The sequence below is a fragment of the Pseudomonas sp. PA1(2017) genome (genome assembly GCF_001945375.1).
GTDB lineage: Bacteria > Pseudomonadota > Gammaproteobacteria > Pseudomonadales > Pseudomonadaceae > Aquipseudomonas.
The window spans coordinates 884,718-902,414 of sequence record NZ_MSXU01000009.1 but is presented as its reverse complement, the minus strand read 5'-3'; the positions used below and the strand labels follow the sequence as shown (position 1 = coordinate 902,414).

The window sequence follows — 17,697 nt, the reverse complement described above, 5'->3', positions numbered from 1 at the left end:
AGAGCCGCAGGCTCCGAGGACACCGTGATATGAGCTTCCAGCCCCAGGAAATCCTGTTCCGCAGCAATGCCCCCGTGACCATCGACGAAGACAAGTGCATCGCCCACAAGGGCTGCACCGTGTGCGTCGACGTCTGCCCGATGGACCTGCTGGCGATCAATCCGGCGACCCAGAAGGCCTACATGGTGTTCGACGAGTGTTGGTACTGCATGCCGTGCGAGAAGGATTGCCCGACCGACGCGGTGCGCGTCGAGATTCCGTATTTGTTGCGCTGAGTTGCCATTCACCTGGGTATCGCTGCGTTCAACCCAGGCTACGGATGCACAACCAAACATAAGAAAAAGCAACACGCCATCCGGCAAACCACCGGACGCCTGATCGACACACCCCTCGTTTCCCACCACCGACCGGCTGGCGGAGACGAATACCATTGATTCGAGGGGAGACACCCATGCACTTGCGTACCACTCTGGTCGGCCTTGCGCTGGCCATCGGCAGCATCACTGCTCAGGCCGAGACCATCCGTATCGCCATCGGCACCCAGGACACCACCATCAACTGCGCCACCGGCGGTTTGCTGATCCGCGAGCTCGGCCTGCTCGACAAGTACCTGCCGCGCGATGGCAAGTACAAGGATGCCAAGTACGAGATCGAATGGAAGAACTTCACCAGCGGCGCGCCGCTGACCAACGAAATGGTCGCCGGCAAGCTCGACTTTGGCGCCATGGCTGACTTCCCCGGTTCGTTCAATGGCGTGGCCCACCGCGATGCCGGCAAGCAGAGCCTGTTCATCACCGTGTTGTCGGGCAGCACCAAGGGCAGTGGCAACGGCATCGTGGTGCCGGCATCCTCCAGCGTGCAATCGCTGGCCGAGCTGAAGGGCAAGACCATTTCCGTGCCGTTCGCGTCTACTGCCCACGGCATGCTGCTGCGCGCTGTCGCTGCCCAGGGCTGGGACCCGCAGAAGGACGTGCGCATCATCGCCCAGGCTCCGGAAATCGCAGGCTCGGCGCTGCGCAGCAACCGTATCGAGGCCCATGCGGACTTCGTGCCGTTCGCCGAACTGTTCCCCAACCGTGGCTTCGCTCGCAAGATCTACGACGGCTCCCAGGCCGACGCGCCGACCCTGCACGGCGCGCTGGTGGACGCCGACTATGCCAAGAAGTACCCGGAGATCGTCACGGCCTATCTGCGCGCCGGCCTGGAGGCCGATCGCCTGTTCGCTGCCGAGCCGGAGAAGTACAGTGAGCTGATCGAAAAGGTCACCGGCATCGAGGCAGAGGTGAACTACCTGTTTCACGGTCCGCTGGGTTTGCAGACCCGCGATTTCACCTGGAAGCCTGAATACCGTCAGGCGGTGGCCACCTCCATCGACACCCTCAAGTTGCTAAAGAAGACCGACCGCGGCCTGAACGTCGAGCAATTCATCGATGACCAGTACATCAAGGCCGCCTTCGAGGCCGAGGGGCGGGATTATGGCCAGGCGCTGGCCAACTACGCGCAACTGCCGTTAGAGGCCAACGATGCAGTGACCGGCCAGCCGATCACCGACTTCAAGCGTGTGGCGCAGATCTGGGTGCGTGGCGAGAGCAAAGTGCGCCACTACGCCTCGCCGGAGGCTGCCTTCAAAGCCCTGGCGCAACTTGAGGAAGAGGGCAAGGACATCCGCGCCATCTACGCCCAGGCCGCTGATAGCGGCATCAAGCTGCTGGCCAACCAGGCCTGGTTCGTGCGTAACGGCAAAGGTGAACTCAGCGCCTTCCTGCTCAAGGATCAGGCCCAGGCCTATGCCAAGGCTCACGGCGGTGAAGCGCTGGACTTCGGCAGCGCCAACCAGCGCCAGATAGCCGCCCGCTGATCGGCCTGCTGCGCCATGCACCATGTGGCGCAGCATTTCACTGGAGCCTGATGATGACTTCTCTACACCGCTGGCCCTTGCGTCTGGCTTCGCTCGCCCTGTGCCTGCTTTTCTGGCAGGTGGCGACGCAATCGCGCCTGGATTTCGGTTTGCTGACCTTTACCTATGTGCCCACACCACGCTCGGTGGTAGACGCTGCTGTCGCGCTGGTCGAGTCCAGCAGGCTCTGGGATCACGTTGGCGCCAGCCTGGGCCGGGTGTTTTCCGGTTACCTGATCGCCGCCGTGCTGGGCGTCGCTTTGGGCATCGCCATTGGCCGTTCTCGCTGGGCCGAAGACAGCCTGCTACCGCCGCTTGAAGTGCTGCGGCCGATTCCCGCGGTGGCCTGGATTCCTCTGGCGATCCTGATGTTTCCTTCCTCTGAATTGTCGATGATCTTCATCACCTTCACCGGCGCGCTGTTCCCGGTGCTGCTCAACACCATCCATGGCGTGGAAGGCGTCGATGCCCGCCTGGTCGCCTCGGCGCGCAGCCTCGGGGCAGGGCGCCTGGCGGTCCTCCGTGAGGTGATCCTGCCGGGCGCTGCGCCGAGCATCGTCACCGGCCTGGCGATCGGCATGGGTACTTCGTGGTTCTGCCTGGTCACTGCGGAAATGATCTCCGGGCAGTTCGGTATCGGCTATTACACCTGGGAGTCCTACACCATCCAGAACTACCCGGACATCATCGTCGGCATGCTGCTGATCGGCCTGCTCGGCATGGGCAGCAGCCTGTTGGTCAAGCGCCTCGGCAGTCTGCTGACGCCCTGGTACCGCGCGGGAGGGCGTCACTGATGAGCATCCATGAAACGGCGCTGTCGGCCGGACGGATCGACATCGAAAAACTGACCATCCGCCTCGGCGAAGGCGCCCAGGCATTCGAAGCCGTGCAGGCGCTGGATTTCTCCATCGCCGCGGGCGAGTTCGTGTGCATCCTCGGCCCGTCCGGTTGTGGCAAATCAACCTTGCTTGGCGCCCTGGCCGGGCACCTGACGCCCAGCGCTGGCACCTTGCGGGTCGATGGCCAGGCGGTGGGTGGCCCGTCGCCGCAGCGCGGTATGGTGTTCCAGCACCACACCCTGTTGCCCTGGCGCAGCGTGCTCGACAACGTTGCCTTCGGCCTGAAGATGCAGGGCATCGGCAAAGTGGAACGGCGCCAGCGGGCGCGGGAATTCCTTGGCCTGGTTGGCCTGCAGGATTTCGCCTCGCGCTGGCCCAATCAGCTCTCCGGCGGCATGCAGCAGCGCGCCGAGATCGCCCGGGTGCTAATCAACCGGCCACGCCTGCTGTTGATGGACGAGCCCTTCGGTGCCCTGGACGCCCAGACGCGCAGCAAGATGCAGGAGTTGTTGTTGGATATCTGGGGCCGGGTTCGCACCACGGTGGTGTTCGTCACCCATGACATCGACGAAGCCCTGTTCCTGGCCGATCGCATTCTGGTGATGAGCCCGCGACCGGGCCGCTTTATCGAAGACTTGCGCCTGGACTTCCGTCGCCCACGCCACGCCGGCCTGTTGACCAGTCCCGACTTCGTGCAGCTCAAGCGCCACTGCCTGGAACTGCTGCGCCATGAAGAAGGCCGCGAGCTGCCGCGCCTGACGCCGCTCGGCCTGCCTACCGAACACCCGCCATTGCGAGTAGCGCTATGACCAACCCGAACAACGATATAAGCACCGACAACCCCGACATTCTCGACCTGCTGCCGCGCCTGCAGGATGGCGACGCCGGGGTGCGGTGCATCGCTCTGATCGAACTGGCCGACCTGGAAGAACCAGAGGCGTTGCCCTGGTTGACCCAGGCGCTGACCCGGGACAGCTCTGCCGATGTGCGGGCCGAAGCGGCGCGGCTGCTGGAAGCCTGGGAGGAGCCCGAGGTGGTCGACGCGCTCTGTGCGGCGCTGACCGATGCCGACGCCCGGGTACGCGGCGCGGCGGCGCAGAGCCTCAGCGAACTGAAGAGCGCCGAGGCGGGCCGTGTGGTATTGCCCTGGGCCGTTCATGCCGACGCCTTCGTACGCGCCAGCGCGTTGCGTGCCTTGCGTGAGTTGCGCCTGATCGACAGCGTACCCACCGCTGTTGCGGCGCTGCAGGATAGCGATGCCTTCGTGCGTCGCGAGGCGGTGGGCATTCTTGGCTGGCTCAAGCAAAGCGATGCCTTGCCCTTGTTGGCGCGCCTGGCCAGTGACGATAGCGATACCGAAGTACGCCGTGCGGCAACCGGCGCTTTGGGCCTGGCCAGCGACGACAGCGTGCTGCCGGCCCTAAAGGCGGCGCTCAAGGATCGTGAATGGCAGGTGCGCGAAGAAGCAGCCACCACGCTGGGTAAGGTCGGCCAGGCGGCGGCCGGCCCCGCGCTGCTGGAGGCGCTGAGCGACAGCTACTGGCAGGTGCGCCTGCGCGCGGTGCGCTCGCTCGGTCGCTTGCGCTTCGCAGCGGCGCATGACGGGCTTGTGGAATTGCTCGGGCACGCCATCAGCAACCTGCGCAAGGAATCGGCGCTGGCACTGGGCGAGCTGGGCGATGGCGCCGCGCTGTCAGCCCTGCAAGCCGCCGAGAACGATGCCGACCCGGAAGTGCGCAAGGCCGTGCGGATCGCCATCGGCCAGTTGCGTTCGCTCACCCCATGAACCAGGCGCCCGTCGCAGTACGCAACAGCGCCGCGCAGGGGACGCTAAGCGTCGATTGGGGAGCAGGGCAGGTTCAGGTGCTCGGCCATGGCCGCCTGCGTGCTGCGTGCCCATGCTCGAAATGCCGGGCGGCCTGGTTGGCGCAGCGTATCGATGTGGTGCCGGATGGCATACGCATCACGGCGATCCATGCCCAGGGCTATGGTGTGCAACTGGTGTTCGACGATGGTCACGACCGCGGCATCTATCCCTGGCGTTATTTGCGTGAGCTGGGGGAGGTGGCAGGTTGAGTTGGCCATGCTTGTCGCATGGCCTGGTCGTCGCGGTGCCATCTGCGGGATGACCGAAAATCGCTTCGCGCCGAGGGCGATGCTCCTACTGGCATCGTGTCGAAACGTCGATTTTGCACACGCCTCGATACTGTAGCCGTGCCCTGCGGCGAGTGGTTGTCGCGACGCGGCCTTGGAAAGATGGCTGCAATTGCGCCGCGATGGCGATGCAGCCACTTATCCCTTGTTCTTGCGTTGTGGCTTGGGCCGGCCCTGCACGCACTTGAAGCGCGGTTCGGTCTTGCAGATCACGTAGATGCGGCCGCGACGTTTGACGATCTGGCAGTCGCGATGACGCAACTTGGCCTGTTTAAGCGAGGCGACTACTTTCATGCCTTGGCTCCTGCGAAGCCTGCAAAGCGCTTGTTGAAGCCAGCCACACGGCCTTCGCTGGTGACCTGGCGCTGCTGGCCGGTATAGATGGGATGCGAGGCGCTGGACACGTCCAGGGTGACGTAGGGATAGGTGTTGCCATCGCTGTGCTGGCGAGTCTTGTCGGTGTCGACCGTCGAGCCGATCAGCCAGTAGGCGTCAGCGGCCACGTCGTGGAACAGCACGAGGCGGTAGTCAGGGTGGATACCAGGTTTCATGGGAACTCCGTATTGGTAGGTTATAATGTATCTAAATTGATTTTATCGATTTTGATTCTCATTACAAGCCTGTCTTTGAAATTCTTGAGCCGTCTGTAACGCTGCATAATCAGTGAGATCTGTTCGGTAGGAGCGGTGCGCCTACCGGAGTCAGCCGCTGCTCAGAACGTCACGCCCATACTCACTATCGCCATGCGCGGTGCGCCGGGGTACGTGGGTACGAAGCTGCCGCCGGAGTCGTAGTAGCGCTTGTCGAACAGGTTCTGAACGTTGAGTTGGGTGCGGTAGCGTTGGGCCTGGCCGAAACGGTACGTGAGGTTGGCGTCCCACCGCGTGTAAGCGGGCAGGCTGAAACTGTTGGCGTTGTTGGCCTCGCGTTCACCCACCCGGTTGGCGCCTATGCCGATGCTCAGGCCGGGAAGGGTCGCCAGGTCATAGGTGCTCCACAGGCTGGCATTGCTACGCGGTGCATTGGCCAGACGATTACCTTGCATGCCGCTGTCGGTGTCCTTGCTGATGGTCGTGTCGAGGCGTGTGTAGCTCGCCAGCAGGCGCCAGCGCGGAGTGATCATGAAGGGCAGGTCGATTTCCCAACCCTTGCTGCGTTGCTCGCCAACCTGAATGCTGTAGGTGAAGGTCGGGTCATTGGGGTCCGAGACGAGGCCATCGCGGCGGCGGATGTCAAAAATGGCCAGCGTCGGCGCGAAGCGACCCTCCAGCAGGCTGAGTTTGCTGCCGATCTCGAACTGTTCGCCCGACACCGGTTTGGGTACCTGGCCATCGCGCAGAATGCCGTTGTTCAGCTCGGTACGCATCGACCGCGACCAGCTGGCATAGAGGGAAACTGCATCGACCGGCGTCCAGGTCAGGCCCACGCGCGGCGAGAACGCGTTGAAGCTTTTCTGCGATGCCTCGTCTAAGCCGTACCATTGATCGAAGGTGGAGGCTCTCATTTGGTCGAAACGCCCACCCAGTAGCAGGCGCCAGCGCTCTTCGGCGCCGAAGCTCAGTTCATCCTGGGCATAGAGGGCCCAGGAGTCATTGATGAAGCGGCCCGAACCTGCCGGGCTTAGTGGCCCAGGCGGGCTACCGTAGATCGGGGCATTGAAGTCGATGGAGGAGCTGGCACCTGCAGCGGCATCGTAGTCCCACCAGTCTCGGCTGTACTCGGCGCCCAGCAGGACGCGATGGCCTATTGAGCCGGTCGTCAGGCGGCGACTGATCTCGGCCAGGGCGGTCGCGTCGATCTGTCGGTCCTGATTCCACTGCGGTCGACGGCTGACGGTAGGGGCGCTCGGCGTACCACCGATACCACCGTTGAGGAAACCATAGGCATACCAGTGGCTCGACTGCCGGGCATCAGATGCCTGCAAGGCGGCGTGCAGGTCCCAGTCGTCATCCAGTGCATGATCCAGAGTGACCGAGGCGAGTTTGCTGATGGCACTGACCCGCGTATCGGGTTCTGCGAAATTGCGTGAGCGCGGCGCCTGCAGGTAGAGCGGGTTGTTGCCGAAGCCACGATCCATGTCGGCAACCTTGCGGGCGTACTCGAACTCGATGGTCAGGGTGGTCAGCGGCGCCAGTTTCCAACCGAGCACAGGTGAAATGAACTGGCTCGAGTTGTCGACAAAATCGCGGAAGCTGCCGTTGTCCTGCCAGGCGCTGGTCAGGCGATAGTCGAGGTCGTCAGTGAGCGCGCCGGTGCTGTCCAGGGTGCTGCGATAGAAGTCATACCGCCCGGCACTCACATCGATTCGAGTGCGCTGCTCGGCCTGGGGCTTGCGGGTGACCAGATTGACGACGCCGCCGGGTTCGAAGCGGCCATACAGCGCGGAGGCTGGACCTTTGAGTACTTCTATCTGCTCGATATTGGCCAGCTCGTCGAGGGCGGCGAAGCTACTGCGACGGATGCCGTTCTTCAAGTTGCTTTCAGTGGCGAAGCCGCGCAGTCGAAAACGATCATTCATGCCACCCCAGCCCACCTGATTGGTAACGCCGGGCACAGTACGGATGGCTTCGCCGAAGGTGGTGACGCCACGATCCTCGATCAGCTCGCGGGTTACCGTCTGGATCGAAAAAGGTGTTTCCTTGACTGACGTGTCGCTCTTGTTAGCCGTGGGCGCGATGGTCGATCGATAAGCTTGTTCCCGTGTGCCGAGGATTTCGGTCCGTTCCAGCTCCAACGGTTCCGTGCGGCGTGTCTGTGCGTCGGCCATGGGAGCCAGCAGGGCGATGAAACCGGTGAAAACATAGTGCGTGGGGCGGCAGGATATGTCGGTGAACCGCATTGTGAGAGGATCCTAATATGATGGACGTGCCTTGTGAATTGTTATAACGTAACAATTGTATTGGCAAGATATTTGAGTGCGCCAGCAAGTTCAGGCCCGAGCGTGCTCGCCATGGCCTGAACAAACTGTGGCAAAGCACTGCAGGCGCATCACTTAATCGTTTAAGATGCCGCCGCCGGTTTCCGCGAGGAATTAATAGGGAATCCGTCGCCGCTTCTGGTGGCCAAACGGAACTGCCCCCGCAACTGTAGGTACCGAGCAGCGCTGCATTCGTGTCACTGGAATCGCTTCCGGGAAGGCCGCCGCGTTGCATCGACGTACCAGTCAGGAGACCTGCCGGCATGGGTCTGATCCGCTTCTGGCGGGCAGGCGCCAGTAATCGAACCGCCGGCGGGGTGTCCGGGAGGGGGCATCCGTGATCACTTCCCGCAAGGGACAGGTGCGGCCATGGCCGCGCAGCGTGATGTGTTCTCCAGCCTACGCACTGCCGTTATGCGTATTTGTTGATTAGGAGATCACCCGCATGTTCGTATCACGCCTCGCCGTCATCGGCGCTGCTCTGACGCTGTCCTCCATGGCTCATGCCGCCGGCCCGACCCAATACCCGCTCACCCTGGAAAACTGCGGCCAGTCGCTGACGTTCGCGAAAAGCCCCGGCAACGCCGTGACCATCGGCCAGGCGGGTACCGAAATCCTTTATTCCCTGGGCCTGGGCGAACGCCTGGCCGGTACCTCGCTGTGGTTCAGCCACGTGCTGCCCGAGTTCGAGGCGCAGAATGCCAAGGTGCCGCGCCTGGCCGACAACGACCCAAGCTTCGAATCGGTGATCAACAAGCGCCCGGGCCTGGTGGCGGTGCAGTTCGAGTGGATGGTGGGCGAGCAGGGCGTGGTGGGTACGCGCAAGCAGTTTCACGACCTGAACATCCCCACCTACATCATGCCGACCGACTGCGAAGGCAAGGACAACCTGGTCGGCGCCGACGGTACCCGCCTGCAGCCGTTCCAGATCGACAGCCTGTACAAGAGCATCAACCAGTTGGCGCAGATCTTCGACGTGCAGGACAAGGGCGACGCCCTGGTCGCCGACCTGCAGAAGCGCCTGGCCGCGGCGGTGGCCGGTGCCGAGCAGCGCCAGGCCAAGGACATTTCCGCGCTGTTCTGGTTCTCCAGCCCGGACATGGATCTGGACCCGTACGTGGCCGGCCAGAAGGGCGTGGCCGACTACATGATGAAGTCCTTGGGGCTGCGCAACGTGGTCGAGTCCAGCGAGGAGTGGCCGAGCGTCGGCTGGGAAACCCTGGCCAAGGCCAACCCCACGGTGCTGGTGCTGGCGCGTATGGACCGTCGTCGCTTTCCCGCCGACGATGTGGAAAAGAAGCTCGAATTCCTGCGCAACGACCCGGTCGCCAAGCACATGGATGCCGTCAAGAACGGGCGTATCGTGATCATCGACGCCGATGGCATGCAGGCCTCGCTGCGTATGATCACAGGCATCGAAACCCTCGCCAAGGCCGTTGACGAATTCCAATGATTGCACGCAGTTCTCGCCTGTTCCTGCTGACCATCGCCTGCCTGCTGCTCCTGGGTGTGGCGGTGATCGCCGGAGTCGCCCTGGGCGAAACCCGCATTGCGCCCTCGGTGGTGTTTCAGGTGCTGGCCAACAAACTGTTCGCGGCGGGCTTCGTGCTCGACCCGATCGATGAAGGCATCGTCTGGAATTACCGCCTGACCCGCGCCCTGGTCGCTGCCAGCTGCGGGGCCGGGTTGGCGGTGTCCGGCGTGGTGCTGCAAGCGCTGCTGCGCAACCCGCTGGCCGACCCCTATCTATTGGGAATCTCTGCGGGCGCTTCCACCGGCGCGGTCTCCGTGGCTTTGCTCGGCTTGGGCGCCGGCATGCTGTCGTTGTCCATGGGCGCCTTTCTCGGCGCGGTCGCCGCGTTCGCCCTGGTCGCGCTGCTGGCCCGGGCGGCGGGCGGTGGTGCGATCAGCGGCAGTGCGCAGATCATTCTTGCCGGTATTGCCGGCTCCCAGTTATTCAACGCACTGACCTCGTTTCTGATCACCAAGTCGGCCAGCGCCGAGCAGGCTCGCGGCATCATGTTCTGGCTGCTCGGCAACCTGAGCGGAGTCGACTGGCAAGATGTGCTGCTGGCTGTACCGATGGCCCTGGCCGGGGTCTTGCTGGTCGCCTGGCACACGCGAGCGCTGGATGCCTTCACCTTTGGTGCCGAGTCGGCGGCTTCGCTGGGCGTGCCGGTGCGTCGTGTGCAGGCCACCTTGATCGCCTGTACCGCACTGGTTACCGCGGTGATGGTGTCGATCGTCGGCTCCATCGGCTTCGTCGGCCTGGTGATTCCCCACGCTGCGCGGTTGCTGGTGGGCGCGCGGCATGGCCGGCTGGTGCCGGTTTCGGCGCTGATCGGCGCGGTGTTCCTGATCGCCGCCGATGTGCTGTCGCGCACGGCGATCAAGGGCCAGGTGCTGCCCATTGGGGTGGTCACCGCGCTGGTCGGTGCACCGGCATTCGCGGTGATTCTGGTGCGCGGGAGGCGGGTACGATGAGCACCGTGTTGCAATGCAGCGACCTTGGCTGGTCGGTGAAGGGCCGGGCGATCGTGGCCGGCGTCGATCTGCAGATTCGCCAGGGCGAAACCCTGGGGCTGATCGGGCCCAACGGTTCGGGCAAATCGACCCTGCTCAAGCTGCTTTCCGGCATTCGTGCGCCAGGCAGTGGCCAGGTGCAGTTGCATGGCAAGCCATTGACGAGCCTGAGCCGCCGCGACGTGGCCCGGCAACTGGCTTTCGTCGAGCAGCAGGCCGATACCAGTGATGCGGTGACGGTGCGCGATGCCGTCGAACTGGGACGTACGCCGTGGTTGTCGGCGCTGCAGCCCTGGTCCGTCAGTGACGAGCGCATCGTCATGCAGGCCCTGGCCGACGTGGACATGGCCCACATGCGCGAGCATGCCTGGAGCACTCTGTCCGGGGGCGAGCGCCAGCGCGTACACATCGCCCGGGCGCTGGCCCAGCAGCCGCAAATCCTGCTGCTCGACGAGCCGACCAACCATCTGGACATCCAGCACCAACTGTCGATTCTCAACCTGGTGCGGGCGCTGCCGGTCACCACGCTGATCGCCCTGCATGACCTCAACCAGGCGCTGGAATGCGACCGCCTCGGGGTCATGGAACGTGGCCGGCTGGTGGCACTGGGCGAGCCCGATGAGGTGCTGACCAGCGAACGCCTGCGCGACACCTTCGGCGTGCGCGCTCGCTACCTGACCGACCCGGAAGACGGCGCCCGGGTCCTGCGCTTTCATCCTGCCTGACACGGACGGTTCCCATGCCCATTCGTTACGCAATCGCCTTGCTGGCGACCCTGTTCTGCACCGCGGCCCTGGCCGAGGTGCACGAAGTGAAAATGCTCAACCGTGGCGCTAGCGGGGCCATGGTCTACGAGCCGGATTACCTGGCCATCGCGCCAGGTGACACGGTGAAGTTCATCGCCACCCAGCCGAGCCACAATGCCGCGAGCCTGCCAGGTTTCTTGCCCGATGGCGCCGAACCGTTCAAGGGCAGGATCAACGAAGAAGTCGAAGTGAAATTCGACGTGCCGGGCTTCTATGGCATCCAGTGCATTCCGCACCTGGCCATGGGCATGGTGATGCTGATTCAGGTCGGCGAAACCCCGCTCAGCGACGTGCAGATTCCCGCATCCCTGCCTGCGCGTGCCAAACAGCGTTTCGAGCAGATCGTCGAGCGGGCGAATTAGGCATACTGAGGGCCATTTCCTGCGATGAGTGTCGTGCCCTGATGCGCCGTGTCCTCACCACCCTGACGTCACTTTCGCCTGCGGCGCGTGTGCTGATCCTCAATGGGCTGAGCTTCAACTTCGGCTTCTACATGTTGATGCCGTACCTGGCCGGGCATCTGAGCGAGAATCTCGGCCTGGCCGGCTGGGCCGTGGGTCTGGTGCTCGGCATCCGTGTGTTCAGCCAGCAGGGTTTGTTCCTGCTCGGCGGCCTGCTGGGAGATCGCATCGGCTACCGCCGCGCCATTCTGATCGGCTGCGGGGTGCGCTGCGTTGGCTTTGCGGTATTCGGGTTTTCCGAGAGCCTCACGGTGCTGCTGCTGGCCGCCTGCCTGAGCGGCTTCGCCGGCGCACTGTTCACGCCCTGCGCCCAGGCCTACCTGGCGGACGAATGCCAGGACGCCCAGCTGCGCAAGCAGGCGTTCGCCCTGCACAACATGGCGAGCACCGCCGGCATGCTGCTTGGCCCGTTGGCCGGCCTGCTGTTCATCAGCGTCGACTTCTCGGTGACCGGTAGCGTATCGGCGGCACTGTTCCTGGTGATGACGCTGGTGCAATGGCGCTTCCTGCCGCTCAAGGATCTGGTCTCGGGCGAGGAGCCGGTAACCATGCTGCGCCAGTGCCTGGACATGCTCCAGCAATGGCCGTTCCTGCGCTTCGCCTTGTTGGCGGCTGCCTATCCTTTGCTGTTTCATCCGCTTTACCTGGCGGTGCCGGCCTACAGCCACGCCTATGGCGGTGGCCAGGAGTGGATCACCCAGGTGTTCGTGATCACCGCACTGGTCGGCGTGCTGCTGCAGATGCCGGTCAGCACCCTGCGCCAGCGCTGGATGAGCGAAGGGCAGAGCATGGGCATGGGTTTGGCGCTGATGGCAGCCAGCTACGGCCTGTTGGCCGAGCCGCTGGTCAGCCTGTTCGGCGCCCAGTTGGCGGTGCAGGTGATGGCCGTGGTGTTCAGCCTTGGTAGCCTGCTGGTGCTGCCGCTGCTGTCGGCCCACGTGCCCCATTACGCCAGGCGTGGTCAGCTGGCCGCCTATTACGGGTTCTTCGCCGGGGTAGGCGGTTTGGTCGCGCTGGTCAGTAACGTGCTGATCGGCCGCTTCCTGCCGGCCGATCAGGCGCCGCCGCAACTCTTGTGGTGGGCATTGTGTGCCATCGGTGTGGGCGCCGGAATCGGGCTCACCCGGCATATGGCTCGTTTGAGCGAACCCGAGGTGCGTACATGATTTCGCTACGACGGCTTCGCGCCACGCCTGGCATTGCCTCAGCGATCAGCTTGCTGTTCGTAGCGCTGGCTTTGCCGGCTCAAGCGGCGTTCACGTTGCCGGGTGACGCCATGCGCTGCACCCGCAGCGCGACGCTGCTCAACTGTACGGACCGTTTCGGCAACCACTACGGCATCGCTCAGCAGGGCAATGACACCTTGATGCGCGGCTATGACGTGATCAGCGGCCTGAGCTGGTCGCAGACCAGCACCACCTATGGTCGGCTGCAACTGTTCACCGGCGTGAGTGCGGACGGGCAGGTGTGGTTCGGTTCCAGTCGGCGAATCGGCTGGAACGTGGTGAGCCGGCTGTCCAGCTCCAAGGGGGAGCGCGACCGAGTCAACTGCAATCGCTTGAGCGGTTGCCGCTGACTCGTCGCGTGAGCACGGTCAGCTGAAGCGCGGCAGGCGCTGCCCATGATCGTCCGCTTCAGGCTCGGCCTGCTGAGGCAAACCCGCAACCTTCAGCGTCGGCATGCGCTCGCCGACCAGGCGCAAGTCGCGGCGCGGCAGGGCGAAGCGCACATCCAGCTCGCGTAGTGCATCGAGCAGTTGCAGGTTGATCTCCTGCTGGATGTCCATGTACTGGTTGTAGTCCGAGCTCTGCACGATATACACCACTTCGAATGTCAGCTGGCTCTCGTCGAAACCCAGGAAATGGGCGCGGTCGAACTTGGTTTTCGGCGTGGCGCGAATGATCTCGCCGACCCGCTCCGAAACCTGGCGCACCTTGTCGCTCGGCGTGTCGTAGCTGATACCGAACTTGAATACGATGCGCCGGGTGTCCATGCGCTTGTAGTTGTGCACGATCTGGCGCAGCAGGTCGGCGTTGGCGCAGACCACCTGCTCGCCACTGAGGCTGCGGATTCGTGTGGTTTTCAGACCGATATGCTCGATGCTGCCGGCCACCTCGCCGAACACCACGAAATCGCCGATCTCGAAGGGCTTGTCGACACCGATCGACAACGAGGCGAACACATCGCCCAGCACCGTCTGCACCGCCAATGCCACGGCGATACCGCCGACCCCGAGGCTGGCCACCAGTGCGGTGATGTCCACGCCCAGGTTGGCGAGGATCGACAGCAGCATCACCGACCAGACGACGATCAGCACCATGATGCTGATGATGGTGGTCATCACCGGGTTGTAGCCGCTGCCGCCGTGCTTGCCGACCACCAGGCTGCGCGACCACAGGCGCACGCCGGTATCCACCCAGAGGGCGATCTGCAGAGCCAGCGCCACGAACCAGGTATGGCTGAGCGCGGCCTGCCAGCTTCCGGGCAAATCCGGCAGGCGCAGCGCCAGCAGCAGGGAAAAGGCCAGCAGCAGCAAGCGGCTGGTACGGCCGATGACCACGGCGAGAAAATGCGGCCAGTTGCCGTCCTGGCCCTTGGACCAGGCGGTGAGGCGCTTGTGCAGGATGCCGACCACTGCGCGCAGGATCGTGTAGATCACCGCCGTTGCGACCAGCACGATGGCCACGCCGATCCACAGGTCGCGGTCGAGCCAGATGTTCCACTGTTCCATAGGTAAATCTCCCGAGAAAGCCAATACAGTTTTCTGTAGGCCTCAGGACGAAGAAGTTCAGGTCAATGGCCCGTCGGGGGTAGGGCGAGGGAGTCGTTTGCATGCGGCAGGCTGTCGCATGCCGGCATGTCAGTTGCCAATAGCTGAGCTATGGTGGATGGGTGATCTGAAGGCTTGTGCTCAGATGTTGCAGCGCACCGCCGGGCAGTGATCACAGGCCTCTGTCGCCGCAACCGATGCGGCGTGGGTAACCCTGATGCGGGCACTACGCCTGTCCGCCTGGAGAGTGACGTGACCTTCTATAGCCTTGATCTGCTGCTGATTCTTTTCCTGGTTACATTGTTGTTCACGGCCTTGCCGATCATCCTGATGCGCAGCCTATAGGGTCTGTTGACGTTTCAGCACTACCGCGCCGGAGCCAGTTTTAGCGCGAGGCAAGGCACGAGGTGCGAGGTTTGGCCGGCCAAATGAGCCACCGAGAAACGCAGCATCGCGCTAAAACTGGCCCGGCCCCTGGGTTGCGCGGGAAATCTCGCCATGCTTCGTTGGAGGACTTGAAAAGGGGACACCATTCCCTGCGTCCTCCGCCTCGCGGATCGCCGCCCGGCCTGGCGAGATTTCTCGCTGCAACGCGGCTTGCGCTGAAACGTCAACAGACCCTAGCCCCTCAACCGGCGACGGCTTGCCCCAGTAATGCGCGGAAGCTTTCCGGCTCCACGTCGCGAATCAGCAACAGGGCGCCCACCGTGCGTGCGGGCGTATTGGGCAGGGCGTGGGCGGGAATGGCGATGGGAAGCTGCGCTTGCCAGGTGCGGATCAGCTCGATGGGATCGGCACCTTCTGGCAGCAGTTCGTCGAGATAGACCTCGACGCCCATCTGCGCCGCCAGTTCGGCCGATTGCTGCAGCAGCACTTCGGCCATCTCGTGCTGCTCGACCGGTGTGGCCGCGTCGAAGCGCGACAGCCAGTCACTCATCTGCTTTCGGCAGTGCGCTGCCGGGCTACGCACGCGTTGCACCAGGAAGTAGGTCGCGACGACCAGCACGAGGGTTGTGGCAGTGAAAAACAGTTCCATCCTGGCTCCGGCGCGTGGCAACGGTCAGCCCGGTGGGCTGCGTGGCGGCGAAACTAACCGAACGGTCATGCCGGCTCAAGCAATTTAATGGCTAGTGGCCATCTTTGCGTTGCAAGAATTGAACGGAGAGGGGGAGGGGCGATGATTGGAGGCCGGGCGACCTGCTGGTCGCCCGGCCGGGCATCAGACCTTGAGTACCAGCTTGCCGAAGTTCTCGCCCTTGAACAGCTTCAGCAGGGTTTCCGGGAAGGTTTCCAGCCCCTCGACGATATGCTCCTTGGACTTGATCTTGCCTTCGGCCAGCCAGCCACCGATTTCTGCCGCCGCGCTGGCGAAATTGGCCGCGTGATCCATGACCACGAAGCCTTCCATGCGCGCACGATTGACCAGCAGCGACAGGTAGTTGGCCGGGCCTTTTACCGCGTCCTTGTTGTTGTACTGGCTGATCGCGCCGCAGATGACGATGCGTGCCTTGAGCGCCAAGCGGCCCAGCACGGCATCGAGTGTTTCGCCGCCTACGTTGTCGAAGTACACGTCGACGCCCTTCGGGCATTCACGCTTGAGCGCTTCGTGCAGGTCTTCGCTCTTGTAGTCGATGGCCCCATCGAAGCCCAGTTCATCGGTCAGGTAGGTGCATTTCTCCTTGCCACCGGCGATGCCGATGACCCGGCAGCCCTTTAGCTTGGCGATCTGCCCGGCAATGCTGCCCACGGCGCCCGCCGCGCCGGACAGCACAACGGTATCGCCGCTCTTCGGCGCGCCGACATCGAGCAGCGCGAAATAGGCGGTCATGCCGGTCATGCCGAGGGCCGACAGATACACCGGCAGTGGCGCGCGCTTGGGGTCGACCTTGTAGAAACCGCGTGGCTCACCGAGGAAATAGTCCTGTACGCCAAGGGCGCCATTGACGTAATCGCCTACGGCGTAGTCCGGGTGATTGGACGCCACCACTTCACCAACGCCCAGGGCGCGCATCACATCGCCCAGGCCCACTGGCGCGATATAGGACTTGCCTTCGTTCATCCAGCCGCGCATGGCCGGGTCCAGCGACAGGTAGAGGTTCTTGACCAGAATCTGCCCATTGCTCGGTTCGCCGACCGGTTTTTCCACGTAATCGAACGTATCGCGGCTGACCATGCCGCTGGGGCGTTTGGCGAGCAGAAACTGACGGTTGAGTTGAGTGGACATGGAGAGCCTCCGTTGAAATAAGCTGTGGTGATAATCCTCGGATCATGATTGGACAAGCATGTCGCAGTGGCCGAATGTATGCCGATCCATCGAACTGATGTGGCCGTCGCCCGCACGCACGCTGACGATTGCCCGCTACAGTGTGGATCACGATCACGGAAGTCAGACCACGCCGAGGTAGCGATGACTGCAAGTCCCTTGCTGAGTGTGTTTCTCCCCCTGGCGCTGGGCATCATCATGCTCGGCCTTGGCCTGTCGTTGACCGTGGCGGATTTCACCCGTGTGGTGAAGTACCCGAAGCCGGTGCTGGTCGGGCTGTTCTGCCAGCTGCTGCTGTTGCCGGTGGCCTGCTTCTTCATGGTTCAGGCGTTTGGCCTGGCGCCTGCACTGGCCGTCGGCATGATGCTGCTTGCCGCCTCGCCTGGAGGCACTTCCGCCAACTTGTATAGCCACCTGGCCCATGGTGACGTAGCGCTGAACATCACCCTCACGGCGGTGAATTCGGTGGTCGCGGTGCTGACCATGCCTTTTATCGTCAACCTGTCGCTGGCCTACTTCATGGAGGGCGACCAGGCCATTCCGTTGCAGTTCGCCAAGGTGGTGCAGGTGTTCGCCATCGTGCTGGGGCCGGTGGCCATCGGCATGTTCCTGCGCAGCCGCTTCCCCGGTTTCGCGATGCGCATGGAAAACCCGGTGAAGATCATCTCGGCGCTGTTTCTGCTGCTGATCATCGTGCTGGCGCTGGTCAAGGACTGGCAGACGGTACTCGACTACGCGCCGGTAGTCGGCGCAGCGGCCCTGGCCTTCAACCTGCTGAGCCTGGCGGTCGGCTACTTCGTGCCGCGCCTGCTCAAGCTGAGCCTGCGCCAGGCCATCGCCATCGGCATGGAAATCGGCATCCACAACGGCACCCTGGCCATCGCCCTGGCGCTCAGCCCGGTGCTGCTCAACAACAGCACCATGGCGATTCCGGCGGCGCTGTACAGCATCATCATGTTCTTCACCGCCGCGGCCTTCGGCTGGTGGGTGAATGCGGCGCATGGCAAGCAGCTGAAGGCCGAGGCCCAGCCTCCCGCCTGATTTCGCAGCGTTGTTGAAATCGCCTG

Annotated in this window: 19 protein-coding genes and 1 riboswitch; of the genes, 13 read left to right on the top strand and 6 right to left on the bottom strand. The window is 63.5% G+C overall.

Annotated features, from left to right (window positions below; all coding sequences use genetic code 11):
- Nucleotides 1-29: 29 nt before the first annotated feature.
- The 6 genes from BVH01_RS11280 (at nt 30) to BVH01_RS11255 (ending at nt 4,812) form a co-directional block, all read left to right on the top strand.
- Complete coding sequence (locus tag BVH01_RS11280) at nt 30-275, top strand: ferredoxin family protein (protein WP_075930396.1); 246 nt, start codon at nt 30-32, stop codon at nt 273-275.
- A 176-nt stretch (nt 276-451) separates the two neighbouring features.
- Nucleotides 452-1,858, top strand: a complete 1,407-nt coding sequence (locus BVH01_RS11275) for an ABC transporter substrate-binding protein (RefSeq protein WP_075930395.1) — start codon at nt 452-454, stop codon at nt 1,856-1,858.
- 50 nt (nt 1,859-1,908) lie between these two features.
- On the top strand, nt 1,909-2,691 hold the full coding sequence (locus BVH01_RS11270; protein ID WP_075930394.1) for an ABC transporter permease: 783 nt from the start codon (nt 1,909-1,911) through the stop codon (nt 2,689-2,691).
- Nucleotides 2,691-3,545, top strand: a complete 855-nt coding sequence (locus tag BVH01_RS11265) for an ABC transporter ATP-binding protein (protein ID WP_075930393.1) — start codon at nt 2,691-2,693, stop codon at nt 3,543-3,545. The genes BVH01_RS11270 and BVH01_RS11265 overlap by 1 nt, the downstream gene beginning before the upstream one ends.
- A complete protein-coding gene (locus tag BVH01_RS11260) occupies nt 3,542-4,522 on the top strand; it encodes a HEAT repeat domain-containing protein (protein ID WP_075930392.1) in 981 nt (326 codons plus the stop codon). The genes BVH01_RS11265 and BVH01_RS11260 overlap by 4 nt, the downstream gene beginning before the upstream one ends.
- Nucleotides 4,519-4,812, top strand: coding sequence for a gamma-butyrobetaine hydroxylase-like domain-containing protein (locus tag BVH01_RS11255; RefSeq protein ID WP_075930391.1), 294 nt, complete (start codon nt 4,519-4,521; stop codon nt 4,810-4,812). The genes BVH01_RS11260 and BVH01_RS11255 overlap by 4 nt, the downstream gene beginning before the upstream one ends.
- A 216-nt stretch (nt 4,813-5,028) precedes the next feature.
- On the opposite strand, the gene ykgO is transcribed toward BVH01_RS11255, so the two are convergent.
- From ykgO to BVH01_RS11240, 3 genes are all read right to left on the bottom strand, one after another.
- Complete coding sequence (gene ykgO, locus BVH01_RS11250) at nt 5,029-5,184, bottom strand: type B 50S ribosomal protein L36 (protein WP_042552546.1); 156 nt, start codon at nt 5,182-5,184, stop codon at nt 5,029-5,031.
- Nucleotides 5,181-5,441 carry a type B 50S ribosomal protein L31 gene (locus BVH01_RS11245; protein ID WP_075930390.1) on the bottom strand — a complete coding sequence of 87 codons (261 nt, stop codon included), beginning with the start codon at nt 5,439-5,441 and terminating at the stop codon, nt 5,181-5,183. The genes ykgO and BVH01_RS11245 overlap by 4 nt, the downstream gene beginning before the upstream one ends.
- Before the next feature lie 161 nt (nt 5,442-5,602).
- The gene (locus BVH01_RS11240; protein ID WP_075930389.1) at nt 5,603-7,729 is read right to left on the bottom strand and encodes a TonB-dependent siderophore receptor; all 2,127 of its coding nucleotides are present in this window, start codon (nt 7,727-7,729) and stop codon (nt 5,603-5,605) included.
- A gap of 159 nt (nt 7,730-7,888) precedes the next feature.
- A riboswitch (cobalamin riboswitch) is annotated at nt 7,889-8,085 on the top strand.
- Between the two features lie 167 nt (nt 8,086-8,252).
- Between BVH01_RS11240 and BVH01_RS11235 the strand changes: the two genes are divergently transcribed.
- Genes BVH01_RS11235 through BVH01_RS11210 form a run of 6 tightly spaced genes read left to right on the top strand, consistent with a single transcriptional unit; the run spans nt 8,253 to nt 13,173 of the window.
- The gene (locus BVH01_RS11235) at nt 8,253-9,260 is read left to right on the top strand and encodes an ABC transporter substrate-binding protein (RefSeq protein WP_075930388.1); all 1,008 of its coding nucleotides are present in this window, start codon (nt 8,253-8,255) and stop codon (nt 9,258-9,260) included.
- Nucleotides 9,257-10,291: an iron ABC transporter permease gene (locus BVH01_RS11230; RefSeq protein WP_075930387.1), complete on the top strand. Its 1,035-nt coding sequence runs from the start codon at nt 9,257-9,259 to the stop codon at nt 10,289-10,291. The genes BVH01_RS11235 and BVH01_RS11230 overlap by 4 nt, the downstream gene beginning before the upstream one ends.
- Nucleotides 10,288-11,055, top strand: coding sequence for an ABC transporter ATP-binding protein (locus tag BVH01_RS11225; RefSeq protein ID WP_075930386.1), 768 nt, complete (start codon nt 10,288-10,290; stop codon nt 11,053-11,055). Before BVH01_RS11230 ends, BVH01_RS11225 begins: the two co-directional genes overlap by 4 nt.
- A 14-nt stretch (nt 11,056-11,069) precedes the next feature.
- Nucleotides 11,070-11,498 carry a pseudoazurin gene (locus BVH01_RS11220; RefSeq protein WP_075930385.1) on the top strand — a complete coding sequence of 143 codons (429 nt, stop codon included), beginning with the start codon at nt 11,070-11,072 and terminating at the stop codon, nt 11,496-11,498.
- A 41-nt stretch (nt 11,499-11,539) separates the two neighbouring features.
- The gene (locus BVH01_RS11215; RefSeq protein WP_075930384.1) at nt 11,540-12,763 is read left to right on the top strand and encodes an MFS transporter; all 1,224 of its coding nucleotides are present in this window, start codon (nt 11,540-11,542) and stop codon (nt 12,761-12,763) included.
- Entirely contained in the window at nt 12,760-13,173 is a 414-nt protein-coding gene (locus tag BVH01_RS11210) for a hypothetical protein (RefSeq protein WP_075930383.1), read from the top strand. Before BVH01_RS11215 ends, BVH01_RS11210 begins: the two co-directional genes overlap by 4 nt.
- A gap of 18 nt (nt 13,174-13,191) precedes the next feature.
- Here BVH01_RS11210 and BVH01_RS11205 read toward each other — a convergent pair whose 3' ends face one another.
- The 3 genes from BVH01_RS11205 to BVH01_RS11195 form a co-directional block, all read right to left on the bottom strand.
- On the bottom strand, nt 13,192-14,328 hold the full coding sequence (locus BVH01_RS11205; protein ID WP_075930382.1) for a mechanosensitive ion channel family protein: 1,137 nt from the start codon (nt 14,326-14,328) through the stop codon (nt 13,192-13,194).
- 667 nt (nt 14,329-14,995) lie between these two features.
- The gene (locus tag BVH01_RS11200) at nt 14,996-15,403 is read right to left on the bottom strand and encodes a hypothetical protein (protein WP_075930381.1); all 408 of its coding nucleotides are present in this window, start codon (nt 15,401-15,403) and stop codon (nt 14,996-14,998) included.
- A 183-nt stretch (nt 15,404-15,586) separates the two neighbouring features.
- Nucleotides 15,587-16,591, bottom strand: a complete 1,005-nt coding sequence (locus BVH01_RS11195) for an NADP-dependent oxidoreductase (RefSeq protein ID WP_075930380.1) — start codon at nt 16,589-16,591, stop codon at nt 15,587-15,589.
- A 183-nt stretch (nt 16,592-16,774) separates the two neighbouring features.
- Between BVH01_RS11195 and BVH01_RS11190 the strand changes: the two genes are divergently transcribed.
- Nucleotides 16,775-17,671, top strand: a complete 897-nt coding sequence (locus BVH01_RS11190; protein WP_075930379.1) for a bile acid:sodium symporter family protein — start codon at nt 16,775-16,777, stop codon at nt 17,669-17,671.
- Nucleotides 17,672-17,697: the final 26 nt, after the last annotated feature.